We start from the raw sequence: 18,746 nt of genomic DNA on the forward strand, positions 1-18,746 counted from the left end.
ATTATCGCGAGAGATTGACAGGAATGTCCAACTTATCTGCGGGGTTGCCCCCGCCGTTATGTCGTGTCAGTAATCTTTCGCGAGAATAAAGGAGAGATTACTGACCAAGGGGGCTTAGGTTTTACTGACCTGGTCGAATATGTTGGCCTGTTCATCCTTTTCTGACTTGGCCGAGTTGCTGCCTATTTTCAGCGGAGCGGCCTTTTCTTTCCCTGGTTGTATCTGCGGAGGCGTTTTTTGCATCAGATGAGATTGACCAATAAACAAGCCGCCTTTCTCAATAGAAATTTCATCGGCATAAATATCACCCTGCATACTCCCTTTGGTCAGAATTGACAGTGAGTCCGCATAGCAACGCCCTTCGACTGACCCATTGATCATGATCTGCTGGGCACGGACCTCACCTTTCACTTGACCACTGTGTTCAATACGAACGCTTTGTGTACAGGTAATATTACCCTCGATTCTCCCTTCAACGATGATACTCCCCTCCGCTTCGAACATGCCGGTAAACTGGGTACCTGTGGAGATAAAGGTATCTTTTTTAGCCCGGACAGGCTTGATGGCATCGATGGCGTCGGCCATTACGGCTGATTCAGTGGGCGGTGAAGGCTGTTCGGGCAGCTCATCGGGGGTTGGTTCGTTGTTGGTTTTTTTTTGTTTGTTGAATGACAGCATTTTATTCACCTTTGTTATTTTGCAGATAAAAACCAGTGTCGCTAATGACGCTAATATCAAAACGGTCAGTAGCCCACGTTTAAAGTAGACACCTGCAAGGCTGAACCCTGTTAGCCAGAGTATGATAAATAGAACCCATAATGCCCAGATACACCATAACAAGTTGTAATTACGCATATTTTTAGGTCAGTTAACGTTCATTTTGCAACGGAGCGTGGTGTGTCCGGCACAACCTGCCCACAGTAAGATCACTGTTCCTGTGAGCGTTATCCGCTTTGGTGTGGGGGATAATACTCAATACTTCAATTGTGGTTCAAGTTATCTGGTAGAGACTTGCCATATTCATTTTTTATGGATGCTGGCAGAACCCTCTGTTTAGCTGATTTATTCATCTGTTATCGGGGAGGTGAGTCCCCCCAATTTATTGCCATTATGCTTGTGGTTTTTTGAATATCGCCAGATATTGGGGCTGGAATATACACATACGCAACACCGTACGGTATTCACCATTAACAAAGAACTCGTCAATCAGCTCCCCCTCAACTTCAAAACCCAGTTTACGGTAGATATGGATCGCTTTGGGATTATCTTTGTCGACGATCAGATACAATTTATAGAGATTAAGTACCGAGAAACCGTAATCCATGGCTAACTTGGCAGCGGTGCTGGCATAGCCTTGACCTTGATGGGCGGGGTCGATAATTATCTGAAATTCCGCACGACGATGGATATGGTCGATCTCCACCAGCTCTACCACGCCAACCTTGGCGCCTTGATGCTCGATGATAAAACGCCGCTCACTTTGGTCGTGAATATGTTTATCGTAGAGATCGGCAAGCTCGACAAAGGCTTCATAGGGTTCTTCGAACCAGTAACGCATCACACTGGCGTTGTTATCCATCTGATGAACAAAGACCAAATCGTCTCGCTCTAATGGACGCAGTTTAACGTTGGTGGTGCTTGGCATATTTTCTCCTGACAGTTTTCATCTGTGGAGAGTATAAGGTATAACCCCTGAGCCTGATTAAAAAAATAGAGCCTGGATAGTGTGTATCCAGGCCATCTCGTCAGCGTTATTTCAAGGGTAGATATTAGTCTGCTGCGTATCCTTGTGCGGATAAACGTTGCCCATCCAGCCAGGCGGCGTTATCACGCATCTCCAGTCGCCCTTCGATAAACCAGTTCACCACCAGCGGATAGAGGGTATGTTCCTGAGCCTGCACCCGCTCAATCACCTCATCTTCCTCATCACCGGGGAAGATCGGCACTTTAGCTTGCAGGATCACCGGGCCACCATCGAGTTGCTCAGTGACAAAGTGTACCGAGGTGCCGTGTTCACTATCACCGTTATCAATAGCCTGGCGGTGAGTATGTAACCCGGGGTATTTGGGCAGCAGGGAAGGGTGGATGTTTAACATACGCCCAGCATAATGTTGCACCAAGGGGTTACTGAGGATGCGCATATAACCCGCCAACACGATGAGATCCGGTTGATATTGGTCGATGGTTTGTTGCAGTGCACTATCAAAGGCTTCGCGGTCAACAAAGTTTTTGGCCTCGAGCACATCAGTGGCAATACCCGCTTCTTTGGCCCGTTGCAGGCCATAGGCTTGGGGAACATTGCTGATCACCGCCACAATATTGGCGGTGATCCGGCCCTGTTGGCAGGCATCGATCAGTGCCTGGAGGTTACTTCCTTGGCCTGAAATCAACACCACAATCTTTTTCATTACTGAATAACCACTTGTTGTTGGTCAGAAGAGGCCATCAGTTTACCGATTTTCCAGGCTTTTTCACCTGCGGCGGTGAGTAAAGCGAGCGCTTTTTCTGCTGATTCTGCTGGCAATGCAATCACCATACCTACACCACAGTTAAAGGTACGGTACATTTCATGGCGGCTGACATTACCGGCTTGCTGTAGCCAACTGAAGATAGCGGGCCATTGCCAACTCGATTCATCAATCACTGCTTGCACACCAGCGGGTAACACCCGTGGAATATTTTCCCAGAAGCCGCCACCGGTTAAGTGAGCGATGGCATGCACATCGACCTGTTCAATCAACGCCAGGACCGATTTTACGTAAATCCGGGTTGGGGCGAGTAGGTGGTCAGCCAGGGGTTGGCCAGCCAGTAACGTGGTGGAGGGGTCGGTCTGACTGACTTCCAGAATTTTGCGTACCAGCGAGTAACCATTGGAGTGCGGGCCTGAAGCGCCCAGAGCGATCAAGACATCCCCTGACTGTACCTTACTGCCGTCGATGATTGCTGATTTCTCGACCACACCCACGCAAAAACCGGCGACATCGTAATCCTCACCGTGGTACATACCTGGCATTTCGGCGGTTTCGCCGCCAACCAGCGCGCAACCCGATTGTTTACAGCCTTCGGCAATGCCACTGATCACACTGGCAGCGGTGTCGACATCCAGTTTGCCGGTGGCATAGTAATCAAGGAAGAAGAGGGGTTCTGCCCCCTGAACCACCAGATCGTTAACACACATCGCTACTAGGTCGATACCAATGGTGTCATGGCGTTTAAGATCCATAGCCAGGCGCAGTTTGGTGCCAACACCATCGGTGCCGGAAACCAGTATCGGCTCACGATATTTTTGTGGTAATGCGCATAGGGCACCAAACCCCCCTAAGCCACCCATGACCTCTGGGCGACGGGTCTGTTTTACTACACCTTTGATGCGGTCCACCAATGCATTACCTGCATCAATATCGACACCTGCGTCTTTATAGCTGAGAGAGGTTTTATCGGTCACTGCGCGATCCCCACGACGGTTTGCGGTTTGAAATGGTGCTGCCGGTGTTGATTCCGGAACAAGGCGCGCCAATTCTAACAGCGTAAGCAAACGTTTGCGAGAGGCTTTGTGACACGCACTGGGATTTTCGTCTATAAGTTATCATTTGAACTGATAGCTCACCGGTGATCATTTGCCTTACCCAGAGCCTATGGTGATTATTACGCTTTTATTGATCTTGATCGGGCTCTGGGTAGTGGCGTGCTCAGGAAAAGGCGGTATAATCCGGCGATTTTTTTGGCCGCACCGCCTTAAACCGCCTTAATAGGAGAAGAACAATGAAGATCGTTGAGGTGAAACACCCGCTAGTTAAACACAAGCTCGGACTGATGCGTGAACATGATATCAGCACCAAACGTTTTCGTGAGTTGGCTTCTGAAGTGGGTAGTTTACTGACCTATGAGGCGACGGCCGATCTGGCGACAGAAACCGTCACCATCGAAGGTTGGTGCGGGTCAGTAGAAGTGGAACGAATCAAAGGGAAAAAAATTACCGTCGTGCCCATTTTGCGTGCCGGTCTTGGCATGATGGAAGGGGTATTAGAACATGTGCCAAGCGCGCGTATTAGCGTGGTAGGGGTTTATCGTGACGAAGAAACCCTGGAGCCAGTGCCTTATTTTCAAAAGCTGGTTTCTAATATCGCCGAGCGTATGGCCTTGGTGGTCGACCCAATGCTGGCTACCGGCGGCTCGATGATTGCCACCATCGACCTGCTGAAAAAAGCCGGTTGTAGCAGCATCAAGGTATTGGTGCTGGTGGCGGCCCCTGAAGGGTTGGCGGCGTTGGAAAAAGCCCACCCGGATGTTGAAGTGTATACCGCTTCTATTGACCAGTGCTTGAACGAGAAGGGGTATATCGTGCCCGGCTTGGGGGATGCAGGCGACAAGATATTCGGTACCAAATAAATGATCAGCCGACCAGAGAGTCGGCTTTTTAATGCTCTTTGTCTTTCAGGCGTCAGCGTTGTTGTTGTTAACACGTCGGCGAGCAATGAGCAGAGCAGAGATAAAATCGCTACTAGAATAGACACTATTGATTTAACACGAGGAAAGCCACCCATGACCCGTCGCGCCATTGGCGTTAATGAACGTCCACCACTATTACAGACCATCCCACTGAGTTTCCAACATTTGTTTGCGATGTTTGGTGCCACGGTGGTGGTGCCGATCATGTTCAATATTAACCCAGCTACCGTACTGCTGTTTAATGGCCTCGGCACGCTGTTGTATCTGTTTATCTGTAAGGGAAAAATTCCCGCTTATCTGGGCTCCAGCTTTGCTTTTATCTCCCCGGTCATGCTGTTATTACCCTTGGGATATGAAGTGGCCCTGGGTGGTTTTATCATGTGTGGCCTACTCTTTTGCCTAGTGGCCTTGATTGTGAAAAAGGCCGGTACCGGCTGGCTGGATGTGATGTTCCCGCCAGCAGCAATGGGGGCGATTGTTGCGGTCATCGGTTTGGAATTGGCCGGTGTAGCAGCCAATATGGCCGGGTTATTGCCAACGGAAGGTAGCCCCGCCAATAGCACCACTATCATTATCTCGGTGGTAACCTTGGGTGTGACGGTGTTAGGTTCAGTGCTGTTCCGTGGGTTTCTGGCGATTATCCCCATCTTGATTGGGGTGTTGGTAGGGTACGCACTGTCGTTCTTTATGGGGGTGGTCGATTTAACCCCCATTAGTGAAGCTCCCTGGTTTGCTCTGCCCACTTTTTATACCCCACGGTTTGAGTGGTTTGCTATCTTTACCATTCTGCCTGCAGCGCTGGTGGTGATTGCTGAGCACGTTGGTCATCTGGTGGTGACGGCGAACATCGTCAAAAAAGATTTGATGCGTGACCCGGGCTTACACCGTTCGATGTTTGCCAATGGGATTTCAACCGTGTTCTCCGGTTTCTTCGGTTCAACACCGAACACTACCTACGGGGAAAATATTGGCGTCATGGCCATCACCAAGGTATACAGCACCTGGGTTATCGGTGGTGCGGCAATTTTAGCCATTCTGCTTTCGTGCATCGGTAAATTGGCAGCGGCGATTCAGGCAATTCCAGTACCAGTGATGGGCGGTGTTTCTCTGTTACTTTACGGGGTGATTGCCGCTTCCGGTATTCGCGTATTGATTGAATCCAAAGTGGACTACAACAAGGCGAAAAACCTGATCCTGACTTCGGTGATCCTGATTATTGGTGTCAGTGGTGCCAAGGTGCATATTGGTGCGGCAGAATTGAAAGGGATGGCACTGGCGACGGTGGTGGGTGTTGGCCTAAGCCTGTTATTCAAACTGATCAGCCTGTATCGCAAAGATGAAGACGTGATTGATGTGCTGGAAGTCCCTTCCAAGGATCAATAACCTTCCAAGGATCAATAAAAGGTAACAACCTGAAGAACACTATTCAGGTTGTCGTTACCACTCCTCCAGGCCAAGGGCGCACCAGTGCGCCCTTATCAGCCAAGAGCTGTTGCAACTCATTATTTATTGATGGTTTTTTTGTTGGCGATGCCATTGCCATCATCGTTAATCAAACTGTAACTGATACTGTCCGGTTGCCAGGCTATCGCACCACTGATATCCAACGTTTTGCTGGAGAAAGGGGGTAACATGCCAATATCTACCGGGTATGATTGCGTTTTCCCCATTATCTTGGCGGCATTGAAGGTCGCATAATAAGGTGAACTATTTTCCACCTTAAGTTTTAGCGCCCCCGGCAAGCGGATTAGACTAAATTGTTGCAGTTCCAATAGTTTATTAACGCTGGGTTGCAGGTTTTTGGGCCGGTAAAACATCTTCAATTGCAGGCGAATCGCCACTTTCACCCTAGGAACCCCAGGGGGTAATTGGCTGTCGGTAGGTGGGATTTCGTAAATATTGAGCCAGTACAAAGACTCACGATCCTGTGGTTGCTCAGTCTGGGTTGCCAATAGACGAAGGTTCTTTTTCTCCCCTTGCTCCAGGCGAAACTGCCCTGGCAAGGGGATTACGGGAACCTCTCCCGCTGTTTCTGGGGTTCCTTCCGGTGCCCCATCGTCAATCCAGGTTTGTACTATCACCGGATAGGGGTTTCCGTTTGACAACAGCAGCGAGCGTTCTCGATCGGTGGCCGAGAAAACCACTCGTGATGATTCAATAATCACCCCGGCTTGTACCCAACTGCTGATAAATAATCCACCGACCACACAGAGTTTGATTAATTTCCGCATTATTGCACCTGAATAATGACTTGTGCTGTGGCAGACACTTTACCCGCGGTGACTGGTTTAGCGGGTAACGCTTTCAAGGTGGCATTCAGGGTTTTGGTATAGGTGGTGACACCATTGGCCACAGCCCCTGGGGTCGCATCATCCAATACCGGGTACCAACCTGCATTGTTACCGCCAAGTACCGCACCACTGAGGGTACTGAGCAGGTTTAATGGAGTACCATTGGGGCGTGAAATCTGAATGCCGACCCCGGTAGCTACATTGGGGTCCTTACCATAACCATCAGATAACAGGTATTTGACCCCGGAACCCGCGGTTCCAAAACCCGCATCGATGGCCGCCGCGGCATTGGCTGGCTTGACCAGAATCCCCATGGCGGTCTGGTTAGCAGCAATACCGCTGGCTATTGCTGCTACACTGTTATTGGCCGGCGCCCCGGTTTGGCAGTTAAACTGAATGGTAATTGGCATCTGGCGTGTGACACCGGCTTTTAATTCTGGCACCGAAATTATCGGGAAGGTGACGGTGGGGGTGACATTGGTGACTGAGCAAGTGGCCGAACGGCGGATGTAAATGCGATGATACAGGTTTATTGCGCCAGGCCAATAGGCATACCAACCAAGATAGTAGTATGCGGAATCTGCTCCTACGCTTAAGTTTGGGGAGAGGCTTCCGCCCTTGAAAGCGATATAGGCAGCCGGTTGATATCGTTCATAAATGCCAGGTTCTGACCATGCAACAGCACTGCTTAATTTGAATAACTCCACTTTTGAATCACTGAAGTTTTTGGCTTTAACCAGTATCCACCCCAGCGAGTCGGTATCCAGATTGGTCAATAGACGTGCTTTCCAGTAACGGGAATAATATTCTCCGGTTGTCAGATTGGTGGCGCGTATCCCCAGGCCAGTAATCCAAGTCTGGTAGGTCTCCGGTAGGCCATAAGGTGTGCCGATTTCCAAGGAACCCCCGTAAGGGTCATCACCATTGGTGGCATAGTATTCATACAGTTTACCTGCTTCACTGGCGGTACAACGGAACAGCACTTGGTCAGAGGTGTAAGGTTGCTCTCCGGATTGTAAAAAACTGACTATCCCACTGGCGATCAAAGTGCCATCTGGCTGGAAAGTCGAGTTATTGATATTGATGACGGTTGGCAAAGTCCCGGTGGATCCCGCTGTATCAACGGAACCAGCCCAGTAACCGACGGTTCCCCTACCTGGCTCGATATAAGTGGGTGAATTTTTATCGGTGCTGGTGTAATTCAAAGCATCAATTCTGTAACATTCAGCCCAGCCTGGCATGCTTGTGGTCAAACCCGCCGTTGCCAGCAACAGACTGGTGAAGCATTGACGCCAGGTTTTTTTTGTTGTTAGTGGTTGTTGCATGATAACTCCAGACGATAGAGAGACTGATTCATTTCTTGATCACGTAAATCATAATTCAGCGTACATTGTTCACTGGGTGAATCGCCCAATCTCACCCGTAATACACCTTGTTTATCTGCGGGACGGGCATAAATTTGATTACTCTGCCCCACTAGGCCGACGATAGTATTTTGTTTGTCATAAACATTGCTGCCCAGGATTAAATTGTTAACCTGTGGTCCACGTACTTTGATCAATAACGGGTAACCTTCCCGGGTTTTGAAGTGGATTTTGACCACGGAGCCAGCATAGGGCGCGACACGTTGTTGGTTTTCCGACAGTTCAGCATTGGCATTCTCAATCCCCTTGGCATCAAGACCAATATCGTTATAACGGTAAGGGATCAACGAGGGGGCAATGGCATAACCGAAACTATTTATTTTTGCTCCCATCCCGTTAATCACGTCAGCGCCTTTTACCCCTTCTGCTTTAACCAACGCGAAGGTATCACCCAGATAAGGTCCTAGAGTGATACCATCACGGTGCAATACTGCAGCGCCGCGAACACTGGCTCCACCCTGGGTATAGTTTTGGCCTTGCGAGAAGTTGGCCCCTAATGTGGCCAGCGATGCCTGCTTGGTCAGATTACCGCCCATACTGGTTCCCGTACCGCTGGAATTAAAGGCACCATTCACCGCATAACTGAGGCTTTGGTCTTCCCCCAGCGTTCCCGCTAATGAGGTTTGATAACTGGTATTACTGTTCTCGCCAGTAGAATGACTGACGCTGGAAGAGAGGGTTGGAGAATGTGAACTTGCACCTAACGGGATTGAAACCGATAACATAACGATGTTCTGCACTGTACCGCTGGCAACCTGATCGGTTGATTGCATCCCATAGCGGGTACTGCCGGTTTTTTGGCGACCAATTGACAAGTTATAGCTGATATTATTGAAATGATTCGAATAGGCCATTTGATACTGGGTATCACGGCCACGACCACCGCGATAAGTGCTGGTTGAACCAGAAAAGTATAACTGACCGTACTCACCTAAACTTTGGCTGATGCTAGTGACGAATTGATTACTCTGTTGATAGGTACTGGATGACCAAACGTTATCGCTTTTATCGGCATCACGGGTTCCCAGAACATCAACCAAGTCACGATAGCCTTGAGTAGAATGGTGATAGCCTGCCAGTGTGAGGGTGGTGGCAGTGGGTGTAAAGGTACGGCTGTAAGTGGTGCCCAGTCGCCAACCATCAACAGTCTGCTCCCGTATATCTGCCCGTGAATAAGCGGTGTTAAAGCCTAATGCGCCAAACCGACTGGTGAAGACGGCACCACCGAGTAGTGACTGGTAGCCATCAGAAACACGAATCCCTGAATTGGCGGTAATGGCGTTGGTTATCCCTCTCTGATAGGTTAAATCAGCAAATTTGGCCTTGCTGTCAGCGATATTGCGCACCTGTCCGGCCACCAGGCTGAAGTTTCCGTGGCCGGGGCGCATCGAGTCAGGTACGGCAGCAAATGGCACGGTAAATGAGGAAACGCGCCCATCGGCCTCTTGAATCTCTACCGCCAGATCCCCCTGGAAGCTGGTGGGATACAAGTCATCAATAACGAAGGCACCCGGTGCCACCGTGGTTTGATAAATCAGTACACCGGATTGGCGCACGCTGACTTTGGCCGTGGTGGCGGCGACACCACGAATACTCGGCGCATAACCTTGCTGTGATTGTGGCAACATACGCTCATCGGTCTGGAGCATCACGCCACGGAACCCCACACTGCTGAATAAGTTACCGGAGGTGAAACTGTCTCCTACGGTTAACTGGCTACCGAGGGAAGGTAATGGTCGTTGCACGTAAGTGCGTATGGAGTTCCAACGGGTATTACTTGGACTATTGTCACTGGTATAGCGGGTAAAACTGGATTGTTGACGGAACTGCCACAAGCCGAGGTTGATACCTGAATTTAACCCTAAAAAGGCCGAATCCGTCGTATTACCCGATGCTTTGGCGCGATAGTAGTTGGTATCGTAACTGGTAAATGCGGCAGTTTCCCCAACTGATAAATCGTTGACTGGCACTGCACCGCGGGCATCCCGTTGCATCATTATTTGTGGCACGGAAAGATCGAGACGCAGCCGCGCAAAATCGAAACGGCTAGTGGCACCATCAACTTGCTGCTCCGGGCTAAGGCAGTGGGGGCTCTGGTCAGTTTGTTTTTGTATGGCAGCAGGTAAAACACCGGCATCAAGTAGCATCTCTGCTGTTAAACAAGCAGAGGTCTTCCCGGGCGTAGCAGTGCTGAATAGCAGGGACTTACGGGCAAAAAAAACGCCATTGACGAAGATATCAACCTGATAACTACCAGGTTCCACATGGTTAGCCTGGTTGAATTGGGTAATACTGTTTTCCCCTGTGGTTTCGCCGACCAGCATACTGGCGTCGAATTCAAACTGTTTATGCTCTGTGGCGGCAAAGGCGTGTGGTATCAACAGCCCCAGTAAAATGACCAATGGCTTGATACGGGGGGCATTGACACGACAATGACCCAAGGCGACTCTCCTAAGAGGAACATTGATGCAGTGCGAGGAATTGGTTATTTTAATGTGCATTCCTTTGGTTCCTTAAACGCAAAGATCTTGATGATGACTCAATACGGTTGTTGATCAGTTCAATCTGCTCTCAAGGTTGGTATGGCCGCCATAGTCATTGACTAAGGTAAATTTCACTTTCTGTGCTCCGGCAGGGGATTGGGCACCTTTTTCTAATACCCAGCTTGCTTGCGATTTAGGTGCGACCATATCGACTTTAAAGGGCACTTCTTTATTGCCGATAACGGCGACTGCTTTAATAAAAGAGGCGTAATAACCAGAGTCATTATGTACGGTCATTATCCATTGGCTGTCTTTTTGATTAAGCGAAAAACGCAACTGCTGAGCGACGGTATCTGAACTTCCGCTAATGTTTTTCGGACGGTAGAATATTTTTACCCGGTTGCGTAGTACTACCAGCATCTGATTTTCTGCCTGGTTTGCCATATTTTTTGGAGGGATCTGTACACTGTTGAAGTAAAAAACCGATTCACGGTCTTGAGGTAAATCTTTACCCGTAAATATTAAGCGCACCGATTGACCGGTTTGTGGTTCAATACGGAAAAGTGCAGGTACTACGACAAACGGCCCATCAGCGTTCTCCGGTGTTGATGCCGGATTGTTAATGTCCGACCACATCTGCATCACATACGGAATGTTGTCTTTGTTAGTCAGCTGTATAGTTTGCGATTGTGAATCAGCCGGGTAAATGACCCTGGTGTTGAGCATCACTACGCTGGCACTCACAGGGGTAGGGAGCAACACAGACAGCGCCAATAAAGCACTAAATACCATTGGTGGATATTTGATTGCCACGGGAATTATCCTCTTGGTAAGCCCCTTCCATTCACCTGGAAGGAGCATACTGGTTAGTTACTGATAAGAGACAGCGTACTGAACGCTACCGAAGACTGAGCCCGGTGCTGCGGTACCTTCAGCATAATATTGCACTGCGAAATCATGGCTGGCTGTAGTGGCACCGCTGGCCAGAGACAGGCCAGGAGCCCCAGTTTGCCCAGTCAGGTCCAGGGCAACAGTGGGTGCCACTGGGTCAACCAGTCGCAGGGCAACGTTACTGGCATTGCCGGTATTACCCATATTGTTAGCCACTGTCAGGTTGTTACCGACAAACACCGTTTTGATTGCCGTAACGCTGCCAGACGCGGTGCAACCCGTCAGGCTGATGGTGAAGGGAGTTAGACCAGCCGTTTTTCCGCTGCTGTCAAGATCTGCGGCTGACACCGTGGGCAGCAGGATGAGCGGTGTAGATGCATTACCGTTGATGTTGATCGCACAAGTCTGGTCGGCAACTTCACCTTGGAAATTAATCGTGTTGTTGGCCAGTGCAGATGCGGATAAAGTCAGGCCTGCAGCAATAATGGCAAGTTTGTTCATTTTCATAGTTACTATTTCCTTTTAGTTCAAATTATCGGTGACGTCTTAATGTCACGATTACGGGGGTTACAACGTTGTGTTTTTATTATTCTTAGGTTACGACTTAATTAAATTCAAACAACAATATATTTCAATAATCCATTGTTTTAGGAATAATCTTATTAATCATTAATAATAATCATCCCATTGGTAATATATTGTACAATGGTTTTAATTTTCTTTATTTATTTTATGTTTTTTATTAACTTATTTTTATTTTAAGTGTTATTTTGTTAGAGGTGATCATATTATTTGTTATCATTTTAATACTCATTGGTGACGTAATTTCAAATAGAGCTGCTTGACTTGATTAACCTGATGCGATTTGCTCCAACTGCCTGTGATTTTCCCCTTGGTTGAAAATCAGTGCTGAAGTTCAACAGCGTCACGGTTTTGTGCTAGACTGAGGGCGTTTTCTTGCCAGTCTTGGTTGGGGTGCTTTTCTGAATACGTCGGCACAGCTTTCACTGCCACTTTTCCTTCCCGATGATGAAACTTTTACCAGTTTTTATCCGGGTGAGAACTCGTCTCTATTAGCGGCGATCCAGTCTGCACTTCATATGGAGCATGGTAGCTATATCTACTTCTGGTCACGTGAAGGTGGTGGGCGTAGCCATCTGTTACATGCGGCTTGCGCGCAACTTTCTCAGTGTGGCCAGGCGGTGGGCTATGTGCCACTGGATAAACGGGCCTACTTTGTGCCAGAGGTGCTTGATGGCATGGAACAGTTGGCCTTGGTGTGCATTGATAACATTGAATGCATTGCTGGCGACCCTGCGTGGGAAATGGCGATTTTCAATCTCTATAATCGTATTCTGGAAACCGGCTGTACACGTCTATTGATTACTGGGGACCGCCCCCCACGCCAGCTGAATCTGAGTTTACCGGACCTAGCTTCTCGCCTCGACTGGGGGCAAATTTATAAGCTACAACCTTTGTCTGATGAGGAAAAACTGCTGGCGCTGCAATTGCGTGCCAAACTGAGAGGTTTTGAACTGCCAGAGGATGTGGGGCGTTTTCTGCTCAAACGTCTTGATCGTGAGATACGTGCGCTGTTTATGACCCTTGATCAGCTTGATCAGGCATCAATCACCGCACAACGTAAACTGACCATCCCTTTTGTGAAAGAAATTTTTAGCTTGTGATGGCGCGGTTGAACACGCCAACACAACAGAGTTTGCCGAGTGGCACAGAGGTTAAATAATTTCCAACACCTGCTCTGGTGGGCGGCCGATGCGGGCCTGGTTGCCTTTTACCACAATTGGACGTTCAATTAATTTAGGGTTTGCCACCATCGCGGCGAGTAGTTGCTCTTCACTCAACGTTTCATCGGAGAGTTTCAGTTCCTGATAGGTATCTTCTTTTTTGCGCATCAGTTCACGGGCAGAGCGAAAACCGAGCTGTTGCAACAGGGTTTTCAGCTCAGCCACTGAAGGGGGCGTTTCCAGGTAGAGAATCACTTCCGGTTCAACACCCTGTTGTTCCAGCAGTGTCAAGGTTTCTCGGCTCTTGGAACAACGCGGGTTGTGATAGAGAGTGATGTTTTTCATTTCAATGATTCCTTAAATCAAGAGCGCTGGAACTGGCGGAAAGTTTGCTGCAATTGGCGCAATTGGTCGATACGTGCGTCATAGCGTGCCTGTTTCAAACTCCCGAGTTTTTGCAATGCACTGGCGTCACTGAGCAACTTGATCGCCTGGTCCAACTGGCCTGCCAGTGCCAGACTCTCAGCCCGGGCAGCCAGTTCTTCATCGCGTAGCCCTTGTGCCGCACTGGCCTGAGCCAACAGATCCCAACCGTTTTGGTCATTTGGATGGGTAAAGGTATAGCGGTTTAGAATTTGTGAGGCCTTCGCCGGTTGCTTGCCTTCAACGTAAGCATTAGCCAGGTTCAGTAATAACACAGGGTTTTTACTTTGGGCAGCATTGATGGCTTCCAGGCGTGCGATGGCTTGAGGGGCTTTATTCTGACCCAGATCGATATCGGTGATCAGATCCAGCAGCCAGGGGTTTTTCGGGTCAGCAGCCAGCAGGGGCTGGAGGATATTGCGGGCTTCATCGTACTTTTTCGCTTGGTAGTACAGAATAGCTCTGCCGTATTTTGCCGCCAGCTGTTCCCGTACATTGCCCTGACTGTAGCTCATCAGGATATTTTCGTTCAAACCATAGCCTTCTGCACTGTACATACCCAAGGTTCGCACTCTAGCCAACAGATAGTCCTGGCTGGATTGCACCACAATACGCGGCATTTGGTTGGCGCGGTTACGGGAATCAGCAAGGCGACTGTCCGGCAGCGGGTGGGTTAATAGCATTTCCGGTGGTTTGGAGGAATAACGCGAGAGGTCTGACAGCTTTTGCAGAAAATCGGGCATTGCTTCCGGATCGAATCCAGAACGCTGCAGTAACTGAATGCCGATGCGGTCAGCTTCTTGTTCATTTGATTGTGTAAAACTGATAATTCCTTGCTGCGTCCCCGCCATTGTACCGCTGAGTGCCGCCATGCCCATGGCCGGGTTGGCCATCGCCAGTAAAACCGAACCTAATGCACCTGCCCAGGTGAGTGGTGCATTACGCCGTTGGTCTTCCATGGCTCGTGCCAGATGACGTTGTGTGACGTGAGATATTTCATGCGCCAGCACCGAAGCCAGTTGATTCTCGTTGTCGGTTTCACGAAACAGCGCAGAGTGCAGTACCACGTTACCACCGAAGAAGGCGAAGGCGTTTATTGAGTCATTACGTACCAAAAAAAAGTGGAACGGCGTGAGCACCGAAGACGCATTGGCCACCAGTCGGTTACCCAGTTGGTTAATATATTGGGTCAGTAAGGGATCATTGATTAATGGCGCGCTGGCGCGCAATTGGCGTACATAAAAATCGCCCATGATCAGTTCCTGACCAATAGTCAGTGTTCCCCCAGCGGCGACACCCATATCAGGTAGTTGGTCTTGGGTTTCAGCTTTTACCGGCGTTGGTGTAGCGGTAAAAAGTGAACTGAGCAACAATACAGCTAATGCTGTTTTGGTAAACCGAGTGGTCATTGTCAGCAATTTCCTCAAAACATAAGTCATTAACTAAGACGCTTACATTAGATAAGAGTTCTTTAGATAAGAGTTCTTTTTCCGGGCCACACTCTCCAGTACAATCGATCCGAAATTGTGTTGGCTCACAAAAATGCCCTTTCTGCGGATGAACAGTTTGACTCGTGTTGTTCATCACACCATAGCCAGCCGCAATCAGCAATCAAACGTTTATAAGATGTAACCTAGTGCTATATACCCAAGTTCAATGGAGTTGCAGGTAGGCGGCAACTGAGCGAAGCTCCAGGAGCTTACACAAGTAAGTGACTGGGGTGAGTAAACGCAGCCAACACCGCTGCAGCTTCATTGGTGACGGGTATAGCCATGGTCCTATCTGCTGGGGTGTAGAGTAACAAGTTACGCGCCACAATCATTAATGAAATTAAGGAGCAATCTCTGATGTTGGAGATGTTACTACAGTGGTACCGTCGTCGCTTCACTGATCCGCAAGCCATAGCGTTATTGGTTATCTTGCTAGTCGGGTTTTGCATCCTTTACTTTCTGCACGATATTTTGACGCCACTGTTTGTGGCCATCGCGCTGGCCTACCTGTTGGAGTGGCCCACGGCGCATTTACAGCATTTGGGCGCATCGCGAACTTGGGCGGCGAGTATGGTGTTGTTCCTGTTTGGTGGTATCACCCTGCTAATGGCGTTTGTTGTGGCCCCCACAGCTTGGCAGCAGGGCATCAATCTGGTGAAGGACTTGCCGAGTATGCTCAACCAGTTCTACAACTATGGAGTAACCTTGCCACAGCGTTATCCAGCTTTGGTGGACGTGGGTATCATCGATATGATGGCGGACAATATACGTGGCCGCTTGTCGGGTATGGGCGATTCGGTGGTGAAATATTCGCTGGCTTCATTAGTTGGGTTGGTGACCCTGGCTATCTACCTGATCCTGGTTCCCCTGATTGTGTTTTTCTTGTTGAAGGATAAAGAACAGATGCTTAATGCGGTACGCCAGGTGTTACCGCGTAACCGCGGGCTGGCCGGGCAGGTATGGATTGAGATGAACCAGCAGATCACCAATTATATTCGCGGCAAGGTGCTGGAAATGGTGATTGTAGGGGTAGTGACATATCTGGTGTTCTTTACTTTGGATATGCGTTATTCGTTGTTATTGGCTGTGCTGGTGGGGGTTTCGGTGTTGGTCCCTTATATTGGAGCCGTGCTGGTCACCATTCCGGTGGTGTTGGTGGCGCTGTTCCAGTGGGGTATCGGTGCAGACTTCTGGACGTTGATCATCGCTTATTTAGTGGTGCAGGGGTTGGATGGCAACGTGTTAGTACCTATTCTGTTCTCGGAAGCGGTGAATTTGCATCCACTGGTGATCATTCTTTCGATCATTATTTTTGGCGGTTTGTGGGGGTTCTGGGGGGTATTCTTCGCCATCCCATTGGCCACGCTGATCAAGGCAGTGATCAACGCTTGGCCGGACGATACGGTGGCTGGTATGGATGAAAACGCTAATTAAAACGGTTAATCAAGCGCAGCAGTCGTTAAACTGCTGCGCAGGGTTGGGTTACTGCTTGAGATAGTTTAAAACAATGTCGTGATGATTGGTGGTCTTGAAATCATCAAACACTTTTTCAATTTTGCCGTTGGCATCAATCAGGAAACTGATACGGTGGATGCCATCATAGGTTTTCCCCATAAAGGTTTTCTCACCCCAAACGCCAAACTGTTGCGCGACTTGGTGGTCCTCGTCAGATAACAGCGTGAAATTAAGTAACTCTTTCTCAGCAAAACGTGACAGCTTTTCTGGCTTATCAGTGCTGATGCCGAAGATTTCGACACCGGCTTTTTTCAGTTCCTCCATGTTATCCCGTAAACCACAGGCTTGCACGGTACAACCTGGGGTCATAGCTTTAGGGTAAAAGTAAACAAGGACTCGCTGTCCCTGGAGGTCGGCCAAATTAATAACCTCCCCATCCTGGTCGGTTAAACTAAATTTTGGCGCTATATCACCGGCTTTCAATGGGTTCATCACTAATCTCCCTCTTTCTCATCATGCTGCGGATAATTCACAATGCTAATACTGCCTTGTGCATTCAGTTCTGTACATAGGCGATAAAACACTTGCTCAATATTTGATGCATCTTGTACACCGGTACTGTGAGCGGTGATCTGAATATAGAGCTGGGCAGGGAGGCCCCCCTCGGTGACTTGCGTGCGTGATACCAGCTCAGCGATGTTCATTTGCCAGGCGCTGAACAGGCCGGTAAAACGCTCAATAATATGCGGGGAGTCTTTGACTTCCACCTGTACCCACACGGTGGTTGGCATCGGTGGTCTTTCTTGCGAGTTTGTGCGCTTCATCACAATCAATAAATCCAGCTCAGCGCCTTTTTGCGGCAAAGTGGACTCGATCAAGGTGATTGCGTTCCAACTGCCTGAAAGCAGCATGATAAAGGTGAACTCTTCACCCAGCATGGCCAGACGGCTATCTTCAATATTGCACCCGCAGCTACTGACGTGGCGGGTGATGGTGTTGACGATACCGGGGCGGTCAGCACCCAGTGCGGTAATCACAAGATAGTGTTCATCTGGCTTAGGCAAAATGCAGCTTCCTGTCGTGTTCAATGGAGTTACCATGGTACACATAAAAAAAACTGCCTGCCAAGCGCTTACCGCACGTTGTTTGCTTGCTTTTACATAGTCGTCAAAAGTACCATGGGGAACTTGTTTGTAGAGGGGACGGCCAATGTTTACGGGAAGTATTGTTGCACTGGTGACGCCGATGAACGACAAAGGTGCTGTCGATCGTGCGAGCCTAAAAAAACTGATTGATTATCATGTATCCAGTGGGACTGCGGCGATCGTTTCCGTAGGAACAACGGGTGAGTCTGCCACACTGGCTCATGACGAGCACATTGAGGTGGTGCTGCAGACGCTGGAACTGGCTGCAGGGCGTATTCCGGTGATTGCCGGAACCGGTGCCAATGCCACCAGCGAGGCGATTTCGTTAACGCAACGCTTGAGCAACACTGGCATCGTGGGGTGTCTGACGGTCACGCCGTATTACAACAAACCGAGTCAGGAAGGTTTGTACCAGCACTTTAAAGCGATAGCCGAAAGTACTGATTTACCTCAAATCCTCTATAACGTGCCCTCACGTACCGGCTGTGACATGCTGCCGCCGACGATCGCGCGTTTAGCCAAAATCAAAAATATTGTGGCGGTAAAAGAGGCAACCGGGAACTTAAGTCGAGTGAGTCAGATCCAAGTATTGCTTGATGATGAAGACTTTATTCTGCTCAGTGGCGACGATTCCAGCTCTTTGGACTTTATGCAACTCGGGGGAGAGGCGTTATTTCCGTGACCGCCAACGTGGCTGCGCGGGAAATGGCACAACTTTGTCATTTGGCGGAACAGGGCAATTTTGCTGAGGCTCGTCGTTTGAACCAGCGCTTGATGCCATTACATCAGGACCTGTTTGTGGAGCCAAGTCCGACTCCGGTGAAATGGGCCTGTAAAGCATTGGGGTTGATCTCAACAGATACTATGCGCCTGCCGATGCTTCCGTTGACTGATGCTGCTCGTCCTGTGGTAGAGCGTGCGTTGAAAAGCGCCGGTTTGCTGTAACCTAT

At 49.2% G+C, this 18,746-nt stretch carries 17 protein-coding genes and 1 pseudogene; 5 read left to right on the forward strand and 13 right to left on the reverse strand.

What is annotated here, in order from left to right; translation table 11 throughout:
* Nucleotides 1–114: 114 nt before the first annotated feature.
* The 4 genes from ACX9GV_RS04930 to purM all read right to left on the reverse strand — a co-directional run bounded on the left by ACX9GV_RS04930 (nt 115) and on the right by purM (nt 3,445).
* Entirely contained in the window at nt 115–678 is a 564-nt protein-coding gene (locus tag ACX9GV_RS04930) for a bactofilin family protein (RefSeq protein ID WP_473197263.1), read from the reverse strand.
* A 430-nt stretch (nt 679–1,108) separates the two neighbouring features.
* Entirely contained in the window at nt 1,109–1,645 is a 537-nt protein-coding gene (gene speG, locus ACX9GV_RS04935) for a spermidine N1-acetyltransferase (RefSeq protein WP_473197264.1), read from the reverse strand.
* 124 nt (nt 1,646–1,769) lie between these two features.
* Nucleotides 1,770–2,408 (reverse strand): phosphoribosylglycinamide formyltransferase, encoded by a 639-nt coding sequence (gene purN / locus ACX9GV_RS04940; protein WP_473197265.1) that lies wholly within the window; start codon nt 2,406–2,408, stop codon nt 1,770–1,772.
* A complete protein-coding gene (gene purM, locus ACX9GV_RS04945) occupies nt 2,408–3,445 on the reverse strand; it encodes a phosphoribosylformylglycinamidine cyclo-ligase (protein WP_473197266.1) in 1,038 nt (345 codons plus the stop codon). The genes purN and purM overlap by 1 nt, the downstream gene beginning before the upstream one ends.
* Before the next feature lie 317 nt (nt 3,446–3,762).
* Here purM and upp point away from each other — a divergent pair, with 317 nt between their 5' ends.
* Both upp and uraA read left to right on the forward strand, forming a co-directional pair.
* Complete coding sequence (upp, locus tag ACX9GV_RS04950; RefSeq protein ID WP_023489280.1) at nt 3,763–4,389, forward strand: uracil phosphoribosyltransferase; 627 nt, start codon at nt 3,763–3,765, stop codon at nt 4,387–4,389.
* A 153-nt stretch (nt 4,390–4,542) separates the two neighbouring features.
* Nucleotides 4,543–5,832, forward strand: coding sequence for a uracil permease (gene uraA, locus ACX9GV_RS04955; RefSeq protein WP_023489281.1), 1,290 nt, complete (start codon nt 4,543–4,545; stop codon nt 5,830–5,832).
* A gap of 119 nt (nt 5,833–5,951) precedes the next feature.
* Here uraA and ACX9GV_RS04960 read toward each other — a convergent pair whose 3' ends face one another.
* Genes ACX9GV_RS04960 through ACX9GV_RS04980 form a run of 5 tightly spaced genes read right to left on the reverse strand, consistent with a single transcriptional unit; the run spans nt 5,952 to nt 12,039 of the window.
* Nucleotides 5,952–6,680, reverse strand: coding sequence for a fimbrial biogenesis chaperone (locus ACX9GV_RS04960; RefSeq protein ID WP_473197267.1), 729 nt, complete (start codon nt 6,678–6,680; stop codon nt 5,952–5,954).
* Nucleotides 6,680–8,065: a fimbrial protein gene (locus ACX9GV_RS04965; protein WP_473197268.1), complete on the reverse strand. Its 1,386-nt coding sequence runs from the start codon at nt 8,063–8,065 to the stop codon at nt 6,680–6,682. The genes ACX9GV_RS04960 and ACX9GV_RS04965 overlap by 1 nt, the downstream gene beginning before the upstream one ends.
* Entirely contained in the window at nt 8,050–10,665 is a 2,616-nt protein-coding gene (locus tag ACX9GV_RS04970; RefSeq protein WP_473197269.1) for a fimbria/pilus outer membrane usher protein, read from the reverse strand. Before ACX9GV_RS04970 ends, ACX9GV_RS04965 begins: the two co-directional genes overlap by 16 nt.
* Nucleotides 10,666–10,719: 54 nt before the next feature.
* A complete protein-coding gene (locus ACX9GV_RS04975) occupies nt 10,720–11,460 on the reverse strand; it encodes a fimbrial biogenesis chaperone (protein WP_473197270.1) in 741 nt (246 codons plus the stop codon).
* 57 nt (nt 11,461–11,517) lie between these two features.
* Nucleotides 11,518–12,039 (reverse strand): fimbrial protein, encoded by a 522-nt coding sequence (locus ACX9GV_RS04980; protein WP_473197980.1) that lies wholly within the window; start codon nt 12,037–12,039, stop codon nt 11,518–11,520.
* A 482-nt stretch (nt 12,040–12,521) separates the two neighbouring features.
* Here ACX9GV_RS04980 and hda point away from each other — a divergent pair, with 482 nt between their 5' ends.
* Nucleotides 12,522–13,223 (forward strand): DnaA inactivator Hda, encoded by a 702-nt coding sequence (gene hda, locus ACX9GV_RS04985; RefSeq protein WP_037383915.1) that lies wholly within the window; start codon nt 12,522–12,524, stop codon nt 13,221–13,223.
* Nucleotides 13,224–13,274: 51 nt separating this feature from the next.
* Here the strand turns inward: hda and arsC are convergent, their stop codons facing one another.
* Nucleotides 13,275–13,628 carry an arsenate reductase (glutaredoxin) gene (gene arsC / locus ACX9GV_RS04990; protein ID WP_473197271.1) on the reverse strand — a complete coding sequence of 118 codons (354 nt, stop codon included), beginning with the start codon at nt 13,626–13,628 and terminating at the stop codon, nt 13,275–13,277.
* A 17-nt stretch (nt 13,629–13,645) separates the two neighbouring features.
* Nucleotides 13,646–15,115, reverse strand: coding sequence for a beta-barrel assembly-enhancing protease (gene bepA, locus ACX9GV_RS04995; RefSeq protein WP_023489289.1), 1,470 nt, complete (start codon nt 15,113–15,115; stop codon nt 13,646–13,648).
* A 438-nt stretch (nt 15,116–15,553) separates the two neighbouring features.
* Here bepA and ACX9GV_RS05000 point away from each other — a divergent pair, with 438 nt between their 5' ends.
* Nucleotides 15,554–16,630, forward strand: a complete 1,077-nt coding sequence (locus ACX9GV_RS05000; RefSeq protein WP_473197272.1) for an AI-2E family transporter — start codon at nt 15,554–15,556, stop codon at nt 16,628–16,630.
* A gap of 48 nt (nt 16,631–16,678) precedes the next feature.
* On the opposite strand, the gene bcp is transcribed toward ACX9GV_RS05000, so the two are convergent.
* On the reverse strand, nt 16,679–17,143 hold the full coding sequence (bcp, locus tag ACX9GV_RS05005) for a thioredoxin-dependent thiol peroxidase (protein ID WP_023489291.1): 465 nt from the start codon (nt 17,141–17,143) through the stop codon (nt 16,679–16,681).
* 2 nt (nt 17,144–17,145) lie between these two features.
* Entirely contained in the window at nt 17,146–17,751 is a 606-nt protein-coding gene (locus tag ACX9GV_RS05010; RefSeq protein ID WP_200874148.1) for a glycine cleavage system transcriptional repressor, read from the reverse strand.
* Nucleotides 17,752–17,860: 109 nt separating this feature from the next.
* Between ACX9GV_RS05010 and dapA the strand changes: the two are divergent.
* Nucleotides 17,861–18,741: pseudogene (dapA, locus tag ACX9GV_RS05015) on the forward strand (4-hydroxy-tetrahydrodipicolinate synthase).
* Nucleotides 18,742–18,746: the final 5 nt, after the last annotated feature.

Source organism: Serratia sp. 25CWL12 (assembly GCF_055790885.1).

Coding starts and splice junctions, on each gene's coding strand:
- upp (WP_023489280.1), top strand. CDS start 3,763: ATGAAGATCGTTGAGGTGAAACACCCGCTAGTTAAACACAAGCTCGGA.
- arsC (WP_473197271.1), bottom strand. CDS start 13,628: ATGAAAAACATCACTCTCTATCACAACCCGCGTTGTTCCAAGAGCCGA.
- speG (WP_473197264.1), bottom strand. CDS start 1,645: ATGCCAAGCACCACCAACGTTAAACTGCGTCCATTAGAGCGAGACGAT.
- ACX9GV_RS05000 (WP_473197272.1), top strand. CDS start 15,554: ATGTTGGAGATGTTACTACAGTGGTACCGTCGTCGCTTCACTGATCCG.
- ACX9GV_RS04930 (WP_473197263.1), bottom strand. CDS start 678: ATGCTGTCATTCAACAAACAAAAAAAAACCAACAACGAACCAACCCCC.
- ACX9GV_RS04960 (WP_473197267.1), bottom strand. CDS start 6,680: ATGCGGAAATTAATCAAACTCTGTGTGGTCGGTGGATTATTTATCAGC.
- uraA (WP_023489281.1), top strand. CDS start 4,543: ATGACCCGTCGCGCCATTGGCGTTAATGAACGTCCACCACTATTACAG.
- bcp (WP_023489291.1), bottom strand. CDS start 17,143: ATGAACCCATTGAAAGCCGGTGATATAGCGCCAAAATTTAGTTTAACC.
- ACX9GV_RS04970 (WP_473197269.1), bottom strand. CDS start 10,665: ATGCACATTAAAATAACCAATTCCTCGCACTGCATCAATGTTCCTCTT.
- ACX9GV_RS05010 (WP_200874148.1), bottom strand. CDS start 17,751: ATGGTAACTCCATTGAACACGACAGGAAGCTGCATTTTGCCTAAGCCA.
- purN (WP_473197265.1), bottom strand. CDS start 2,408: ATGAAAAAGATTGTGGTGTTGATTTCAGGCCAAGGAAGTAACCTCCAG.
- ACX9GV_RS04965 (WP_473197268.1), bottom strand. CDS start 8,065: ATGCAACAACCACTAACAACAAAAAAAACCTGGCGTCAATGCTTCACC.
- bepA (WP_023489289.1), bottom strand. CDS start 15,115: ATGACCACTCGGTTTACCAAAACAGCATTAGCTGTATTGTTGCTCAGT.
- ACX9GV_RS04980 (WP_473197980.1), bottom strand. CDS start 12,039: ATGAACAAACTTGCCATTATTGCTGCAGGCCTGACTTTATCCGCATCT.